Source organism: Agrobacterium sp. DE0009, from assembly GCF_007680755.1.
In the GTDB taxonomy this organism is placed as follows: Bacteria; Pseudomonadota; Alphaproteobacteria; order Rhizobiales; family Rhizobiaceae; genus Agrobacterium; species Agrobacterium tumefaciens_B.
The window spans coordinates 880,802-897,088 of the sequence record NZ_VEIU01000001.1; the positions used below are offsets into that span (position 1 = coordinate 880,802).

General features: G+C 60.9%; 15 protein-coding genes. 10 read left to right on the plus strand and 5 right to left on the minus strand.

Going from position 1 to position 16,287, the window contains the following annotated elements:
* The first annotated feature begins 4 nt into the window (after nt 1–4).
* From FS804_RS04470 to FS804_RS04490, 5 genes are all read left to right on the plus strand, one after another.
* Nucleotides 5–853, plus strand: a complete 849-nt coding sequence (locus FS804_RS04470; protein ID WP_144575054.1) for a folate-binding protein YgfZ — start codon at nt 5–7, stop codon at nt 851–853.
* A 2-nt stretch (nt 854–855) separates the two neighbouring features.
* Nucleotides 856–1,479, plus strand: coding sequence for an HD family hydrolase (locus FS804_RS04475; RefSeq protein ID WP_063951038.1), 624 nt, complete (start codon nt 856–858; stop codon nt 1,477–1,479).
* On the plus strand, nt 1,476–1,991 hold the full coding sequence (locus tag FS804_RS04480) for a tyrosine phosphatase family protein (protein ID WP_144575056.1): 516 nt from the start codon (nt 1,476–1,478) through the stop codon (nt 1,989–1,991). Before FS804_RS04475 ends, FS804_RS04480 begins: the two co-directional genes overlap by 4 nt.
* A gap of 114 nt (nt 1,992–2,105) precedes the next feature.
* Entirely contained in the window at nt 2,106–2,927 is an 822-nt protein-coding gene (locus FS804_RS04485; RefSeq protein ID WP_144575059.1) for a mechanosensitive ion channel family protein, read from the plus strand.
* A 191-nt stretch (nt 2,928–3,118) separates the two neighbouring features.
* Nucleotides 3,119–3,793 carry a metal-binding protein ZinT gene (locus tag FS804_RS04490; RefSeq protein WP_063951035.1) on the plus strand — a complete coding sequence of 225 codons (675 nt, stop codon included), beginning with the start codon at nt 3,119–3,121 and terminating at the stop codon, nt 3,791–3,793.
* Nucleotides 3,794–3,976: 183 nt separating this feature from the next.
* Here FS804_RS04490 and FS804_RS04495 read toward each other — a convergent pair whose 3' ends face one another.
* The 3 genes from FS804_RS04495 to FS804_RS04505 form a co-directional block, all read right to left on the minus strand.
* Nucleotides 3,977–4,795: an ABC transporter permease gene (locus tag FS804_RS04495; RefSeq protein WP_144575062.1), complete on the minus strand. Its 819-nt coding sequence runs from the start codon at nt 4,793–4,795 to the stop codon at nt 3,977–3,979.
* Nucleotides 4,792–5,580: an ABC transporter ATP-binding protein gene (locus FS804_RS04500; protein ID WP_186376651.1), complete on the minus strand. Its 789-nt coding sequence runs from the start codon at nt 5,578–5,580 to the stop codon at nt 4,792–4,794. Before FS804_RS04500 ends, FS804_RS04495 begins: the two co-directional genes overlap by 4 nt.
* Nucleotides 5,581–5,789: 209 nt before the next feature.
* Nucleotides 5,790–6,833 (minus strand): ABC transporter substrate-binding protein, encoded by a 1,044-nt coding sequence (locus tag FS804_RS04505; RefSeq protein WP_144575065.1) that lies wholly within the window; start codon nt 6,831–6,833, stop codon nt 5,790–5,792.
* Nucleotides 6,834–7,123: 290 nt separating this feature from the next.
* On the opposite strand from FS804_RS04505, the gene FS804_RS04510 reads away from it, so the two are divergent.
* The 4 genes from FS804_RS04510 to FS804_RS04525 all read left to right on the plus strand — a co-directional run bounded on the left by FS804_RS04510 (nt 7,124) and on the right by FS804_RS04525 (nt 13,221).
* Complete coding sequence (locus tag FS804_RS04510) at nt 7,124–8,683, plus strand: VOC family protein (RefSeq protein WP_144575068.1); 1,560 nt, start codon at nt 7,124–7,126, stop codon at nt 8,681–8,683.
* A 247-nt stretch (nt 8,684–8,930) separates the two neighbouring features.
* Nucleotides 8,931–11,726, plus strand: a complete 2,796-nt coding sequence (locus FS804_RS04515; RefSeq protein ID WP_186376652.1) for a DUF2339 domain-containing protein — start codon at nt 8,931–8,933, stop codon at nt 11,724–11,726.
* Complete coding sequence (locus FS804_RS04520) at nt 11,723–12,367, plus strand: HD domain-containing protein (protein ID WP_063951029.1); 645 nt, start codon at nt 11,723–11,725, stop codon at nt 12,365–12,367. The genes FS804_RS04515 and FS804_RS04520 overlap by 4 nt, the downstream gene beginning before the upstream one ends.
* Nucleotides 12,368–12,378: 11 nt before the next feature.
* Complete coding sequence (locus FS804_RS04525; RefSeq protein ID WP_144575070.1) at nt 12,379–13,221, plus strand: MOSC domain-containing protein; 843 nt, start codon at nt 12,379–12,381, stop codon at nt 13,219–13,221.
* A 19-nt stretch (nt 13,222–13,240) separates the two neighbouring features.
* Here FS804_RS04525 and FS804_RS04530 read toward each other — a convergent pair whose 3' ends face one another.
* Nucleotides 13,241–13,975 (minus strand): class I SAM-dependent methyltransferase, encoded by a 735-nt coding sequence (locus FS804_RS04530; RefSeq protein WP_144575073.1) that lies wholly within the window; start codon nt 13,973–13,975, stop codon nt 13,241–13,243.
* Between the two features lie 165 nt (nt 13,976–14,140).
* On the opposite strand from FS804_RS04530, the gene FS804_RS04535 reads away from it, so the two are divergent.
* On the plus strand, nt 14,141–15,355 hold the full coding sequence (locus FS804_RS04535) for an MFS transporter (RefSeq protein ID WP_186376653.1): 1,215 nt from the start codon (nt 14,141–14,143) through the stop codon (nt 15,353–15,355).
* 99 nt (nt 15,356–15,454) lie between these two features.
* Here FS804_RS04535 and recO read toward each other — a convergent pair whose 3' ends face one another.
* Nucleotides 15,455–16,249: a DNA repair protein RecO gene (recO, locus tag FS804_RS04540; RefSeq protein ID WP_144575076.1), complete on the minus strand. Its 795-nt coding sequence runs from the start codon at nt 16,247–16,249 to the stop codon at nt 15,455–15,457.
* Nucleotides 16,250–16,287: the final 38 nt, after the last annotated feature.

A 16,287-nucleotide genomic window follows, 5' to 3' on the forward strand; every position in this document is an offset into this window, starting at 1 on the left:
CGCCATGCCTTCCGCCTTTCTTGCCGACCGCCGCCTGATCCGGGTTTCCGGCACTGGCTCCGAGGAATTTTTGAATAACCTCATCACGGCCGATGTCGAATCGCTGCCACAAGGCGAGGCCCGTGCAGCAGCGCTTCTGACACCGCAGGGCAAAATCCTTTTCGATTTCCTGATCTGGCGCGACGGACCCGATTTTCTGCTCGAAACGGAATCTGCCCAGCAGGACGCTTTGCTGCGCCGCCTCACCATGTACAAGTTGCGCGCAGCGGTCGATCTGAAGGCTGAGACAACCGAAGGCGTGAGCGTTTTCTGGGGTGAGCCCACCCCGGAGGCCGGTGTCGCGGATGGTCGTTTTGCCAAGGCGGGTATCAATCTTCACCGCGTACCGGGTGCATCGGCATCCGGCGACGTTGCGGCTTACGATGCATTGCGCGTTGACCATGGCATCGCCGAATCCGGTGCTGACTACAGCCTGCAGGATGCTTTCCCTCATGATGTGCTGATGGATGTGAATGACGGCGTTTCCTTCAAGAAGGGCTGCTTTGTCGGCCAGGAGGTCGTCTCCCGCATGAAGCACCGGGGCACGGCACGACGCCGCGTCGTCACCGTTTCCGCCGCCGACGCGCTTCCCGCCACCGGAACGGAAATTATCGCGGACGGAAAGCCTGTCGGCGCGCTTGGGACCGTCTGTGGCAACAAGGCGCTGGCCATCGTGCGGATTGACCGCGTGGCCGATGCGCAAGCATCCGGAACCCCGCTTTTGGCAGAGACAACGCCGGTCAACGTGGCGCTGCCGGCGTGGAGCGGCCTCTCCTTTCCAGCGGTCGATCCGGCGGCGCGGGCGGAGGACTGAGCGTGCCGCCCATCAAAAGCCCACGCGCCTGGCAGCGGATGCTGTCCGGTCGCCGGCTCGATCTGCTCGATCCCTCGCCGCTCGATGTCGAAATCACCGATATCGCCCACGGCCTGGCGCGCGTTGCCCGCTGGAACGGGCAGACGCGTGGTGACCATGCTTTCTCCGTCGCCCAGCATTGCCTTATCGTCGAGACGATTTTCTGCAAGATGTGCATCGGCGCGACACCCGATGAGATGCAGATGGCCCTCCTCCATGACGCGCCGGAATACGTCATCGGTGATATGATCTCGCCGTTCAAATCCGTGGTCGGCGGCGGATACAAGACTGTGGAAAAACGGCTGGAAGCGGCGGTGCATCTGCGTTTCGGCCTGCCGCCGCATGCTCCGCGCGAACTGAAGGACCGCATCAAGAAGGCCGATACAGTCGCAGCTTTCTTCGAGGCGACCGAGCTTGCCGGTTTTTCCGTCGCCGAGGCGCAAAAATTCTTCGGCCTGCCGCGCGGCATCACCCGCGATATGTTTGACATCACGCCACTTCCCTCGACCGAAGCGCAAAGGCTGTTCGTCGAACGGTTCGAAGCGATCGAGGCGCTGCGATCGGCAAAGACAAACGGTTCCAAATGACAGCCATAATCGTATCCCCACTCGGACGTATTGCCGAAATGGCGGTCAGGCATAAGGCGCGCGAAATGGTGACGCTGATTGCCAAGGAACAAAGCTTTCACCGGCCGGCCGTCATTGCGGCAGAACGGCACCTGACACTTGCCATGAACGACATCGCCTTCAAGGGCACTGCTGATCTGATCGCGCCTGATGACGCTCATGTCCTGCAACTGATCGATTTTGCCCGTCAATGGGACCAGTCGGCACCGCTGCTTATTCATTGCTGGATGGGCGTTTCGCGCTCGCCCGCCGCTGCCGTTGTCGCCGCCCTCAGTCTTTACCCCGATCAGGACGACATGGACCTTGCGCTACGTTTGCGCGCCGTCTCGCCTTATGCGACGCCGAACGCCCGCATCGTCGCCATCGGCGACCGGCTGCTTCAGCGGGAAGGTCGACTGGTGGCGGCCATCAAGAAAATCGGCCGTGGCGCGGATGCCGATGGTAACGTACCCTTCGTGCTGCCGCTCAGCTAGAGTTTTCCGGCAATCAAGAGGCCAGGCTTCGGCGGGATCCAGACATTTATGGCGGAACCCACCCGCGAGCCAGTCGTTACCAAACATGAACAGCGGAAAATAACGGGATATTTTATGGAACAACAGGCAACGGATATTTTCGTCGCATCGCAGGCGGCCGTCCGACAGGCGAGCGCACTCGCGGTGCAATATTCCTTCTCGGTCATCGGCGCGTTGCTGCTTTTGATCATCGGTTGGCTGGCCGCCACCTTTCTTCAGCGCTGGGCGTTTCAGGGTCTGTCGCGCATTCGCGGTTTCGATGCCACGCTTGCCGGCTTCTTTGCGGGTGCCATTCGTTACGTCGTGCTCATTCTGGTCATCGTCATGGTGCTCGGCCAATTTGGCGTGCAGACGGCGTCCATCCTTGCCGCTCTTGGTGCTGCCGGTCTGGCGATCGGTCTGGCGCTTCAGGGCACGCTGCAAAACATCGCGGCTGGCATCATGCTGCTCGTGCTACGCCCCTTTCGGGTGGGCGAATATATCGAGACCAGCACCGTAACGGGCACAATCATTGAAATCGGACTGTTTGCGACAGAGCTCAAGACAAGCGACGGGCTCTATCGCCTCGCGCCGAACTCCACGCTCTGGAACGTGCCGATCACCAATTACAGCCGCTTCCCATCGCGCCGACACGAACTGAGCCTGACGGTGAAGAACGATCAGGATCTGGCGGAAGCACAGGATATGCTGATGAATGTCGTGCGGTCGGAAAGCCGCGTCCTGCTGGACCCTGCCCCCGTCACCTTCGTTGATTCGGTAAGCGCCGACAGCGCCACCGTGAAATTGCGCTACTGGGTTCGCAGTGACAGCTACTTCGCAACGACGCGCGATGTGACGAAGGCGATGAAGCTGGCATTTGACGAACGCAAGGCCGAGGTGAGCGCCCAGCCCGCCTAGAGCACCTCCGGTAAAAGCCGGGTTGACACAGCACCTTCGACATCAAAAAGCGCGGTAGCCGAAATTGGCCACCGCGCTTTTTCACGCCCGTCATCACCAACTCGGGCTTGCATCCCTTCCGCGTCGCCTCTATAGACCGATATGTAATGTTATTACGTAACTTGCATGACCGATAGAGAGGGCCGCAAACAATGCAGAAAACACTCACCCGCGTCAGCGCCGCCGCACTGGCTTCCATGTTGATGGCAGCAACCGCGATGGCCGCCGGTGGCGACAAATCCGCAGCCCACAACCATGGACACGACCACGGGCACCAGATGACAGAAGCGGAAAAAAAGATTTACCAGGGCTATTTCGAGGATGCACAGGTCAAGCCCCGTCCACTGACGGACTGGGAAGGTGACTGGCAGTCGGTTTATCCTTATCTGCTCAACGGCTCGCTGGACGGCGTCATGGCCGAAAAGGCTGCTCACGGCGACAAAACCGCCGCAGAATACCGCGCCTATTACGAAATCGGCTACAAGACCGATGTGAACCGAATCGTCATCACGCCCGATAGCGTTACTTTCTATAAGGAAGGAAAACCGACCAAGGGCACGTATGTCAGCGATGGCCAGGAGATTTTGACCTACAAGAAGGGCAATCGCGGTGTTCGTTATATCTTCAAGAAAACCGCCGGCGATGAGGCCGCACCGCAGTTTATTCAGTTTAGCGACCACACGATCGAGCCGACGAAGGCTGGCCATTACCATCTCTATTGGGGCAACGACCGCAAGGCGCTTCTGGACGAAGTCACCAATTGGCCAACTTACTACCCGTTCATGATGGATGGTGCGGATATCGTGAAAGAAATGGCGGCGCATTAAGCGTCGCGAAATTCCGTTTCCGCAGCGTAGTGAATGGCGCAAACGGTTATGGCTTGTCGCCTTCTCCCCGACGGGGAGAAGGTCGCGGCAGCGGGTTGAGGGGTGCGAGCTCTCGCCCTGTCGCGGGCTTTAACCCCATCTAGTCCTTCGGGGCCTCTGCTCCCGGGCGGAGAAAAGAAGGGCTCACTGCCCCATGGTCGAGCGATGGGCCCAGCCGGTCATGCGCTTCTCCAGCCAGGCCATGACCGCATACATGGCGATGCCTTCGACCGCGAGCATGAGCAGGCCGGCGAAGACGAGCGGCACGTTGAACTGGCTTTGCGCCGAACTCATCATGTTGCCGAGGCCGTAATTCGAAGCGACGGTTTCCGACACGACCGACCCAACGAAGGCAAGCGTGATCGCAATTTTCAGCGAGCCGAAAAAGTAAGGCATCGACCGGGGAATGCCCACTTTCAGCATGATGTCCATCTTCTTTGCGCCAAGCGCGCGCAGCACGTCTTCCGTTTCGGGTTCGATGGTGGCAAGGCCGGTCGCGACGTTGACGACGATCGGGAAGAAGGAGATCAGGAAAGCGGTCAGAACCGCTGGCACGGTGCCGATGCCGAACCAGATGACGAGGATGGGAACCAGTGCCACCTTGGGGATGGCATTGAAGCCGATCATCAGCGGATAAAGCCCGGCATAGATGGTTTTTGACCAGCCGATGAACAGGCCGATGGCAAGACCGGCGGCAACCGCAATGGCAAAGCCCAGCGTGGTCGTATAGAGCGTCTGAAGCGAGTTCTTCCAGATCGGCGACCAATATTGCACGATCGCCTGCCCCACCCTTACCGGCGAGGGCAGAATGGTGGGCGGCATCTTCACCGCATGCACGAGCAGTTCCCATACGACGAAAAGCGCCAGCGTATAAAGCCAGGGCGCCGCCTTCACCCAGTTGACCCGGGCGATCAGCGGCTTTGGCGGCTCGGCCGCGACGGGGCTTTCCACGATCACGCTCATGCCGCCACCCTCGCCTGCGCGATTTCACCATGCAGTTCCTGCACCATGTCGTTAAAACCCTTGTCGTACATGATATCGAGCTGGCGCGGCCGGGCAAACGGCACGCGGTGTTCGGCAAGCACGCGACCGGGTCTTGCGCTCATCACGAAAATCTTGTCCGCCAGGAAGGTCGCCTCTCGAAGATCATGGGTCACCAGGATGATCGTGACCCGCTGCGCGGCGTGCAGATCGCGGATCACGCACCACAGCTCTTCACGGGTGAAGGCATCGAGCGCCCCGAAAGGTTCATCCAGCATCAGCAGTTCAGGTTCGTGGATCAGCGCACGGCAGAGGTTGGCGCGCTGTTGCATACCGCCGGAAAGCTGCCAAGGATATTTCGATCCGAAGCCTTTCAGGCCGACGATTTCGAGCAGGCGCTCGGCCTTCGCGACATAGTCCGCTTTATGGGCGCGCAGGCGATGGCGATGTTTTTCCACGATCTCCAGCGGCAGCAGGATATTCTCAAGCGTCGTGCGCCAGGGCAGCATGGTCGGGTTCTGGAACGCCATGCCGACGATCGACACCGGCTCCGTGACTTGCCGCCCGGCGACGACGACATTGCCCTTCTGCGGAATATGCAGCCCCGTTACTAGTTTCATCAGGGTCGACTTGCCGCACCCGGACGGGCCAACCACGGCGGCAAATTCCCCCTTGGCGACCTTCAGGTTCAAGCCGGAGACGGCAAGCGTTCCGCCCGACCCGCCATAGCGCATGTCAACGCCGTCTATTTCCACGAGATGTGACATTGCTGTTCCCGTTTTCAGTTTAGATGATGGGCCATGGCCGCCCGAAGCGTCGCCGTTTGTTTCTTCTCCCCGCCGGGGAGAAGGTGGCCCGAAGGGTCGGATGAGGGGGCAAACGCAGAGATATACGGAGAACTTGCCCCCTCATCCCCCTGCCGCGGACTTCTCCCCGGCGGGGAGACGAAACCTGCGGCACCCGCTCATTTTGTCCATCAGGGCAGCATGCGTGCTTCCTTGGCCGGCAGATAGGTCGCGTCAAACACCTGTTCCGCCTTGACGTTGCCCTTCAGGCCCATCGAGACCTTCAGCGTCTCCAGCGAGGCGGCAAGGCGCGCCGGATCGACACCACCCATGCCATTTTCCACAACGTAGGGCGTCTTGATGTTCATGCTGTTGGCCATGTTCAGGCGTTCGAGTTCGATGGCGCTGTCGAGCGTTTCGTTGCGCTTCAACACCGCCGCCACGCCCTCTTCCGGGGTCTTGACGGAATCGGCGAAACCTTTGGCCAGCGCCTTCAGGAACCCCTTGACGGCCTCAGGGTTTTTCTCAGCGAAATCAGTGTTTACCAGCACCGCATTGCCATAAAGATTCAAGCCGTGCTCGGCCATCAGTATGGTCGAGATATCATCGTCACCGATGCCCTGCTTCTTGAGATTGAGGATAACGGAAAAGGCGAAACCAAAGACGGCATCGACGTCGCCTTTGGCGAGCATCGGCTCACGCACGGGAAACCCAATCGATTCGATCTTGATCTTGCTGTCATCGAGACCGGCGACCTGCTTGAAAGCCGGCCATTGCGCAAAGGCGCCATCCGGCGGCGGCGCGCCGAGCTTTTTGCCTTCCAGCGATTTCGGATCGCCGGTGACGCCGAGCGACTTGCGGCCGACAACGGCGAAAGTGGGCCGCTCATAGACCATATAGACGGCCTTGACCTTTTGGCTCGGGTCCTCGTCGAGGAACTTGATCACCGAGTTGATATCCCCAAAACCCATCTGATAAGCGCCGGTCGCAACACGCGGAATGGCCTCTACCGAGCCATTGCCGCTGTCGATGGTGACATCGAGGCCTTCGGCCTTGAAGTAGCCCTTGTCGAGCGCGAGCAGAAAACCGGCGGCCGGGCCCTCGAATTTCCAGTCGAGCGTGAATTTGACCGGTGTTTCCGCGCGCGCCTTGGCAACCGGCAACGCAAGACCGGCGGTGACACCGATCGCGGTCATGGCCAACGCCTTGGTCAGCAACCTGCGCGATAAATTCATTTGTTCCCCCTGATGGTTTTGTTGAGTTGGTTGCATAAGACCCAATTCCAACGGGCAAGGCAAGACAAAATTGCATACAAAATAGACACAATTTATTCTGCTTATTTTATATGCATAAACAGGCAGGCCAGACCTAAAAACGCAGCACCCTGCCTATCGCGCATGCAACGAAGGAAGAACAACATCGTTCACACCGCGAACACAGCGTTCTCATTTGCCGGGGTTGCGGATCAGGGGCAGGTTGCGACAAATAGGGCCAGAAACAGCAGGCGAAACGGCGGGACCGCAATATGACTTCGGCACTGGGCATACACCACATCACCATGATTACCCGCAAAGTGCAGGCAAATGTGGACTTTTACGCAGGCTTCCTCGGTCTTCGGCTCGCCAAGCGTACGGCAGGCTTTGAAGATGCCATGCAGCTTCATCTGCTTTATGGCGACGAGATTGCCTCGCCGGGCTCCCTCCTGACATTCCTCGTCTGGGAAGATGGCGGCCAGGGACGTGTCGGTTATGGCCAGACACTGGAAATTTCCGTGGCGATCGATCCGGCTGCAATCGGGTTCTGGCTGACCCGGGCGCTGAAATTCGGCATTCGCACGGAAGGTCCTGCGGACGAGTTTGGCGCGCCCGTCATCCGGCTGAAAGACCCGGACGGGATTATCGTCAAGCTGGTCGGCACCCATGCCTTCGCCGACGCAACGCCGCATGTGACGAAAGACATCGCCGCCGAGGACGCCATTCGTCGCATTTATGGTGCGACAGTGCTTAGCGAAGTACCCGAGGAGACCGTCGCCTTCCTCGAGAAACACTTCGGTTACCGGCAGCAGGGTCAGGCAGGCGCAATCCGGCGGCTCGTCTCCGACAGCGGCGACATCATCGATGTGCGGGATGCGACCGGCTTCTGGTCCAGCGCACCGGGCACTGGCACGGTCGATCACATTGCTTTCCGCGCGAAAGACATGGATGACCTCAATACGGTTCTTACCGGCCTGAAATCGCTGAATTCCAGCACCACCAATGCCCATGACCGGAAGTATTTTCACTCGCTTTATGTCCGTGAGCCCGGTGGCGCGCTCATTGAGATGGCGACGGACGGCCCCGGCATGACGGTGGATGAACCGCTGGAAACGCTGGGTGAAAAGCTGTTCATCCCGCCGCTCTTCATGAAGGACGAGGCGGATGTGCGCGTTGCCCTGCCGCAATTCGCAATGCCGGGCGAAGAGCGTGTCATCTATCGCGACCTGCCCTTTGTCCATCGGTTCTACACACCCGACGAGGCCGATGGCAGCACGATCATCCTGCTCCACGGCTCGGGCGGCAGCGAAACAAGCCTGATGCCGCTTGCGCACCGCGCGGCACCGGGGGCGACACTTCTAGGCGTCCGCGGTCGCAGCACGGAGGAAGACATCGCCCGCTGGTTCCGACGCTTCCCGGATTTCAGCTTCGACCAGAAAGACATCGTATCGGAAGCGGAGGCCTTTGCGGCCTTCGTCGAGGGTGCTATCCAATCCTACGGACTCGACCGCTCCAAACTGCGCTTTATCGGCCACTCCAACGGCGCCAATTTTTACGCGGCCTTTGCGGCGCTTTATCCCGAATTTGCCGGCGACGCCCTGCTCTTCCGCCCGATGCCGGTTCTCGAAACATGGCCACAGAGCGATCTTTCCGGTCGCAGCTTCCTGCTTGTAGCGGGAGAACGCGACAAATACCGCGACGGGGCGAACGTGCTGCAGGGCAGACTTGCGGCAAGTGGCGCAACGGTTGAGGTGAAGACGCTCGAGGACGGGCACGACCTCGGGCTCACCGATATCGAAGTGACGCGGCGCTGGCTGGTGGATGCTTCCTGATTTGAGCGGCGCATAGGACCGAGCGGCTGTGCCTTGCGTTACTCTCCCCGCGGGGGAGAAGGTCGCGGCAGCGGGAGGGGGCGAGGTCAGCGATGGACCGAGAGCTTACCCCCTCATCTGCCCCTTCGGGAGATCTTCTCCCCGGTGGGGAGAAGAAACAAGCGGCTCGCTTGTGCCTCAATCAACCGGGCCTTGCATAAATTTCCCAAAACGGCTTTAAAAACAGCTTCGTAATTGGAGAGTCCGTTTGGAAATCCCGCTGTTTATCCTCGCCCTCATCGCGGCCTTCATCTACACGCTGGTCGCGAGCATCCGCAATTCAAGCCGCATCAAGTCACTGGAGCGCGAGGTTCACAGCCTCAAGAGGATGATGGCTGCGGGCGTGGCGTCCGCTGATGTGGCGCAGGCGAAGACCGCGGAAATCACCGAAAACGCCGCGCCAACGGCGCAGTCGGAAGGCGAAATGCCGCCGGAAGCGACAGCCATCCGGGACGAAGACACTTTCGAGCGCTCAGACGCCAGCGCGGCTGCGGCGGATCAGGAGGTGGCGCGCGATGATGCTCAGGCTGAGCCGATCGCCAATACCGTTTCCCTGCCGGTTGCGGAAGATGCCTCAACCCCTGCGGCGAAGGAAAGCTTCGAAAGCCTGCTCGGTGCACGCTGGGCGGTCTGGGCCGGCGGGCTGGCGCTGGCGCTCGGCGGTATCTTCCTTGTGAAATATTCCATCGAGGCAGGGCTGCTCAGCCCCGCCGTGCGGCTGAGCCTTGCCGCCATCTTCGGCCTCTTCCTCGGCCTTGCCGGTGAGGCCATCCGCCGCAAGGCGATGCCCGGCATTGCCACCACCTATTCCAACGCCATGATCCCCGGCGTTCTTACCGCAGCGGGAGCCTTGACGCTGTTCGGCGTGGTTTACGCGGCCTATGGCATTTATGGCTACATCGGGTCGGGAACGGCCTTCATCCTGCTCGGGCTCGTCGCTTTCGCCACCATCGGCCTTTCGCTGCTGCATGGGCAGGCACTGGCAGGCCTCGGCCTTCTCGGCTCAATGCTGACGCCTGCGCTGGTCTCCAGCGAAACACCCAATATCTGGGCGCTGTTCGTGTTCCTGACGATCTCATGGCTGGCAACCGCCGCGGCCGCACGCCGGCAGCGCTGGACCGTGGTTCCCTCGCTTGCCAATGCCGGCCTTGGCCTCTGGGCGCTCGGCTATATCGGCTTTTCCAGCACGATCAATGCCGAACCACCGACGCTTGCCCTGCTGGCCATGCTGGCCGGGACGATCTTCCTTTGGCCCGGAAGGTTGCTCGACAACCCGCCCGTGCAAACCTCCGAAACGGCAGTTCCCGAAAGGCGCGCGGTTCGTATCATCAGGCTTTTGCTGCGCCCGTCGCTCGCCCTCAATCTCACAATATCCATGGCCGTGATCCTGCCGGCTGTCAGTTTCATCTTTGCCGGGGGCAGCCTCGACACCCATCCGGCCTTCGTCGTTTCCGCCCTCATTGCAGCCCTTGCCGCCCTAGGGGCCGCCCGCCACTATGCGGTCTGGCCTGCACTCGTCGCCGCACTCGGCGCGCAGACGGCGGTATCGCTGATGTCGCGACAGGGCCTTGATTTTATCGGTCTCGTCAATGGCACGGCGATCTCGCTTCCGCCCGTGTCGGTGGCCTACACGGCCAACATCGCCATGGCACTCGGCCTCGGCGCCGTCCTGGTCCTGTGCGCCTTCTCTTTCCTGAAGCGCAAGGGCGCAGAAGATTCGGACTTCGCCCAGCTGTGGGCCGGTATCGCAGCCCTTTTCCCCGTCTGGCTCGCCACGACGAGCTTCGTCGAATATGGCAATCTCGGCCGTGACTGGCTGCACGCAGCCTATGGCCTCGGCCTTGGACTGGTGTTGCTTGCAGGCGCCGAGTGGCTGCACCGGCAGAACAACGAGGCCTATCGCAAGCCGCTGAACATCCTCGTGCTCGGCTCCTTCGCCGCTTTTACGCTTTGCCTGCACACGCTGACCGAAGGGCTCGCGACGACCGTGCTGCTGTCCGTCATCGGCTTCCTCTATGTGCTGGCAAGCCGCTACCGCAACTGGGATGTGCTGCCCTGGGTCATGGCTCTCGCAAGTGTTGCCGTTCTCGGCCGCATTGCCTGGGAACCCACCATCGTCGGGCCGCAGAACCTCGGCACCACGCCGGTCTTCAACGCGTTGCTGCCGGGTTACGGCATTCCCGCTCTGCTCGCCGTCGCCTCGGCATGGCTGCTGCGCGACTGGCCGGGGGTTCGTGCCAAGAATTTCCTGCAGGCAATTGCGAGCGTCATGGGGCTTCTGGCCGTCGCCATCCTTATCCGCCACGCCATGAATGGCGGGACGCTCGATAACAGCGTGCCGACGCTCGGCGAACAGTCGATCTACACGCTGCTGACCATCGGCTTCTCGGGCGTGCTGATGACGCTGGATCTGAAAAGCCCCAGCCCGGTCTTCCGTTACGGCTCGATGATTGCCGGCGTGATTGCCGTCATCAATGTGCTGACCATGCACTTCTTCACGCTCAACCCCTATTTCACCGGCGAGAATACCGGCCGCATCCCGTTCCTCAACCTGCTGTTGATCGGTTACCTTCTGCCGGCGCTCGCCTATGGCGGCCTTGCCTATTATGCGCGCGGAAAACGTCCGCCGCCCTATGTCAGCATGCTGGCGGTGGCGGGCGCTGCGCTCGGCTTCGCCTGGGCAACGCTTTCGGTTCGCCGCTTCTGGCAGGGCGAGAACATTGCCGACTGGAAGGGTTTTATGCAGGGCGAGACCTACAGCTATTCGGTTGTCTGGCTGCTGATCGGGGTGCTGCTGCTGGTGCTCGGCTCGCGCTTTAATGCGCGCAGCCTGCGTCTGGCATCGGCCGCCTTCGTGCTGATCTCGGTCGCGAAGGCGTTCCTGATCGATATGAGCAACCTCGAAGGTGTGCTGCGGGCGCTCTCCTTCATCGGGCTCGGCGCGGTGCTCATCGGCATCGGTCTGTTCTACCAGAAAATCCTCACCCGGAAGCCGCAGGCATGATCGCGGCGGAGGCTTTCGCGCCCCATGCGGCGCTCGCGCAGGACCTGATACCGCATGCCGCCGATGCGGGCGACGGCTCGCATGATCTTGCCCATATTCACCGCGTCTTCCGCAACGCCATGCGCATTCATGCCGGTGAAGGCGGGGACGGCACCGTGCTGGCGGCAAGCGTGCTGCTGCATGATTGCGTGGCGGTGGAGAAGAACTCGCCGTTGCGGGCGCAGGCATCGCGGCTGGCGGCCGAAAAAGCGGCAGGCATTCTGGCCGGCCTCGGCTGGCAGCAGAAAGATATCGACGCCGCCGCGCACGCCATCATCACCCACAGCTTTTCCGCCAATATCGAGCCGCAGACACTGGAGGCAAAAATCCTTCAGGATGCCGACCGGCTGGATGCCATTGGCATGATCGGTGCCGCGCGCTGCTTTTACATTGCCGGGCGCATGGGATCGGCGCTTTACGATCCAGTTGATCCGCTGGCGAAGGAACGGCCGCTTGACGACCGCGCCTTTGCCATCGACCACTTCGAGACCAAGCTATTCAAGCTGGCGGATGGTTTTCGCACAGAGACCGGCCGCGAAATGGCCAAGGCCCGTCACGAGCGGCTGAAGCAGGTGCTGGACCTGTTTCTAGACGAGATTTGAGGAGACCCGAGATGCGTGTGACCGAACTCAACATCTATCCGCTGAAAAGCGCGCGCGGCATTTCCCTCTCGGACAGCACCGTGTCGGCCGAGGGCCTGCCAGGCGACCGTCGGGCCATGCTTGTGGACCCATCGGGCCATTTCATTACCCAGCGTGAATTGCCCGCCATCGCCACGGTGGTGGCGCGGCATGAGGACGACGGCATGGTCCTTGCGCGCGAGAAGGATGGCGAGATTTTCGCGCGACCCTCCGGCCTGCGCATGGATGTGGCGGTGTGGAAATCGATCGTCAGCGCCAATATTGCCGATGACGAGACCAACGATAGGCTTTCGGCCTGGCTCGGACGCGAGGTGAAGCTGGCGTTCTTCGATGATGCCTCGAAACGCATTGCGAGCCTGGAATGGACGGGCAATGAAACGCCCGTCACCTTTGCGGATGGTTACCAGATCCTCGTGACCACCACCGCCTCGCTTGCCGCGCTGAACGACAATATGCGCGGCAATGGCGAGGAGGCCGTGGGCATGGAGCGTTTCCGGCCCAATATCGTGCTCGAGACGGACGAAGCATGGGCCGAGGATCGCTGGGCGGCCATCGAGATCGGCGGCATTCGCTTCGATCTCGTCAAGCCCTGCGCCCGCTGCATCATGACCACGCAGGACCAGATGACCGGCTCCCGCGATGTGCCCTCGCCCATGAAGGCTATGGGCCGCATCCGCATGTCCGCCGACCGGCGGGTGCCCGGCCCGCTCTTCGGCTGGAACGTCACGCCGCGCGGCGAAGGTCGGCTGTCTGTTGGCAATGTCGCCAGGGTCATCGAAGAGCGCCCCGAAGGGTGGGCGCTCAAGCGGCGTTAGGCAGAAGCGCGCCGTGGCCCTAAGGCTTCTGCGCGCTGGCGACCAAGAAGATCGGACGCCGGTCTTCGTGCTTCAGTTCCTCTCGCTGCGCGATCAGCGCCGGATCAGGTTTTGGTTCAGCCAGCCGCTTCAAAGCGAAACCGGCGGCCAAAAGCTCGTTCAATATCCCTGACACCGTGCGATGATATTTGACGACGCCATCTGCCATCCAGTTGGAGTGGCGCACGCCTACGTCCTGATAGTGGTCGAGCGGCCAGTGCAGGATTTCGCCATTGTCGTCATAGAACCAGTCCTGCTTTTCCAGCGCCGTAAAGACGGGATGTTCGATGGAAAATATGAAACTCCCGCCGGATTTCAGAACCGCAAACACCTTCGCGAATACAAGGTCGAGATCGCGAACGTAATGGAGGGCGAGCGAGCTCAACACGACATCGAAACTGTCCCGCGGAAAATCGATGTCTTCAATCGCGGCGCGGCGGTATTCGATACCGGGGCCGCCATTGATCTCGGCGGCGCGGCGCAGCATGTTTTCGGAAAGATCGACGCCCACGACGTGACGGGCGCCCTGCTCTGCGGCAAAGCGGCAATGCCAGCCGAAACCGCAACCGAGATCGAGGACGGATTTGCCTTTCAGCTCAGGCAGCATGGCGCGAAGTTCGTGCCATTCGCCCGCCTGACGCAGGCCTTCGACGGAACGCGGCATGGCGCTGTAGCGCTCGAAAAATACGGGATCGTCATAGATATTCTGCTTCATCGTCCCCTCTCCTGCCGCGTGCCCATCAATATCCTGAATAATGGCCGTCAAGAAAAGTTGCTAGTGAGGCAGGCTGACAAAGGATAATATTCGGCCCATCATAAGGGAATCCGCGGCAAGCTATGCGCCTCTTCGGGGTTGAGCGCTGCGATTGGGGGAATATTCATGTCGCCAGCCACACGCCAGACCATGCCCTGGCTCATTATCACTGCCGGATCGCTGATCGCCGTCATGACCTTCGGACCGCGTTCGGCCATGGGTTTCTTCCAGCTCCCGATGCTTGCCGATACAGGTTGGGATCGCTCCACCTTCGGTCTCGCCATGGCGCTGCAGAACCTCTTCTGGGGCCTTGGCCAGCCCTTTTTCGGCGCGATCGCCGACAAATACGGCACCGGTCGCGTGCTCGTGCTTTCCGGCGTGCTCTATGCGGCGGGCCTCATCTGCATGTCCTTCGGCACCTCACCCTTCTGGTTGCATTTTGGCGGCGGCGTGCTGGTCGGGCTCGGCATTGCCGCTGGCTCTTTCAGCGTCATTCTTTCCGCCTTTGCGCGTCACGTCACGCCGCAGCAACGTTCCTTCGCCTTTGGTATCGGCACGGCAGCCGGATCCGCCGGCATGTTTCTGTTCGCGCCCATCAGCCAGGGGCTGATCTCCACCTATGGCTGGTCGGACAGTCTCGTCTGGCTCGCAGCCATGATGATGCTCGTGCCGTTGCTCGCCTTTTTCATGCGCGGCAATTCCTCCTCGGGCAGCCAGTCGCAGGCGCAGTTCCAACAGACGGCGGGCGAAGCGCTGAAGGAGGCCCTGGGCCATAAGAGCTATCTGCTGCTCATCACCGGTTTCTTCGTCTGCGGTTTTCAGGTGGCTTTCATCACCGCCCACTTTCCTGCCTATCTCGGCGATATCGGTATCGAACCGCGCTATGCCGTCATCGCGATGGCGCTGATCGGTTTCTTCAACATCATCGGCTCGCTCGCCGCTGGCGTCATCGCCCAGCGATATTCGAAACCCTATCTGCTGGCCTATATCTATATTGCGCGCTCCGTCGTGGTCACGGCGTTCCTGTTGCTGCCGCAATCGCCGCTTTCGGTCATTCTGTTCGCATCCCTCATGGGTATTCTTTGGCTCTCGACCGTGCCACCGACGAATGCGCTGGTCGCAATCATGTTCGGCACCCGTCATCTCGGTATGCTGGGCGGCGTCGTTTTCCTGACCCATCAACTCGGCTCATTCCTCGGCGTCTGGCTGGGCGGCTTTCTTTACGACCGGTTCGGAAGCTACGATATCGTCTGGTGGCTGGGCGTCGGCATGGGTGTGTTTGCCGCCATCGTTCACTGGCCCATCCAGGAGCGCCCGGCCCCCCGGCCAGCAATCGCCTGAAGTACCTGAAGCAAAACTGTGTCAACGGTTTTGCATCGGGAGGGCGTCAGACAAAGAGATAGAATCCCGATGACCACGGGATGGCTGGAAATGCTCTCGTCAGAGAGCCTTATCGAGGGCGCTCGTAATACCCCTGCCCTCAGCGCCCTTACCTGGCGTCGCCCGGCCCTCCAGGGCCTTCAACGCCGCCTGCACGAAACCGTCGCGGGCGGCGTTTTCGTTGAGACCACGCGGATCATAGACATGGCGATTGAGGAAATGCGCCGTCAATCGGAAAGCCGCTACCAGGCTTTCAGGATCGGCAGCCTTTGACTGGCCTTCGCTCAGGAAAGCCGGAAGCGACAACATCCGCTCCGCATAGGGAGCACCCGCCGTGCGGCAAACAGCCCGGCCGGTTTTCGGCGATACATAGATGAGGTCGGTCCGCAGGCCCGTTGCCGCACACTCCGTCAGATCAAGTCCGAAACCCAGATCGTTCAATACCGCCAGTTCGAAACGCACGAAGAGTTCGCCGGCATCGACGGGGTCGTGCAGATTGTCGAGGATGATATCGAGCGCCTGATAAAGATGCGGATGAGGATCGCGCTCGGGCAGAAGCCGCAGGAGCGCCCCCATGGCCTGCACGCCATACACCGCGGTTGCCGTCTCCATCAGCTGTGCTGCGCGCAATTGCAGCGGCTCAATGCGGAATTCACCCAGATGGTCGTGAAGGCGGGCGCGCCAGAGCACATCAACCCTGTTGCCGGCCTGGAGCACCGGCTGCATGCTACGGGAGCGGCCGGAGCGGACGAGGCCCAGATGGCGGCCGCGCGAGGGTGTCATCACCTCGGCGATGACACTCGTCTCGCCATGGCGCTTGACGCCGAGAATGATTGCCTCTTCCTGCCACTGCATGAAACGCGTCCGAATTTCGATCAAGGGTTTGATTCAAG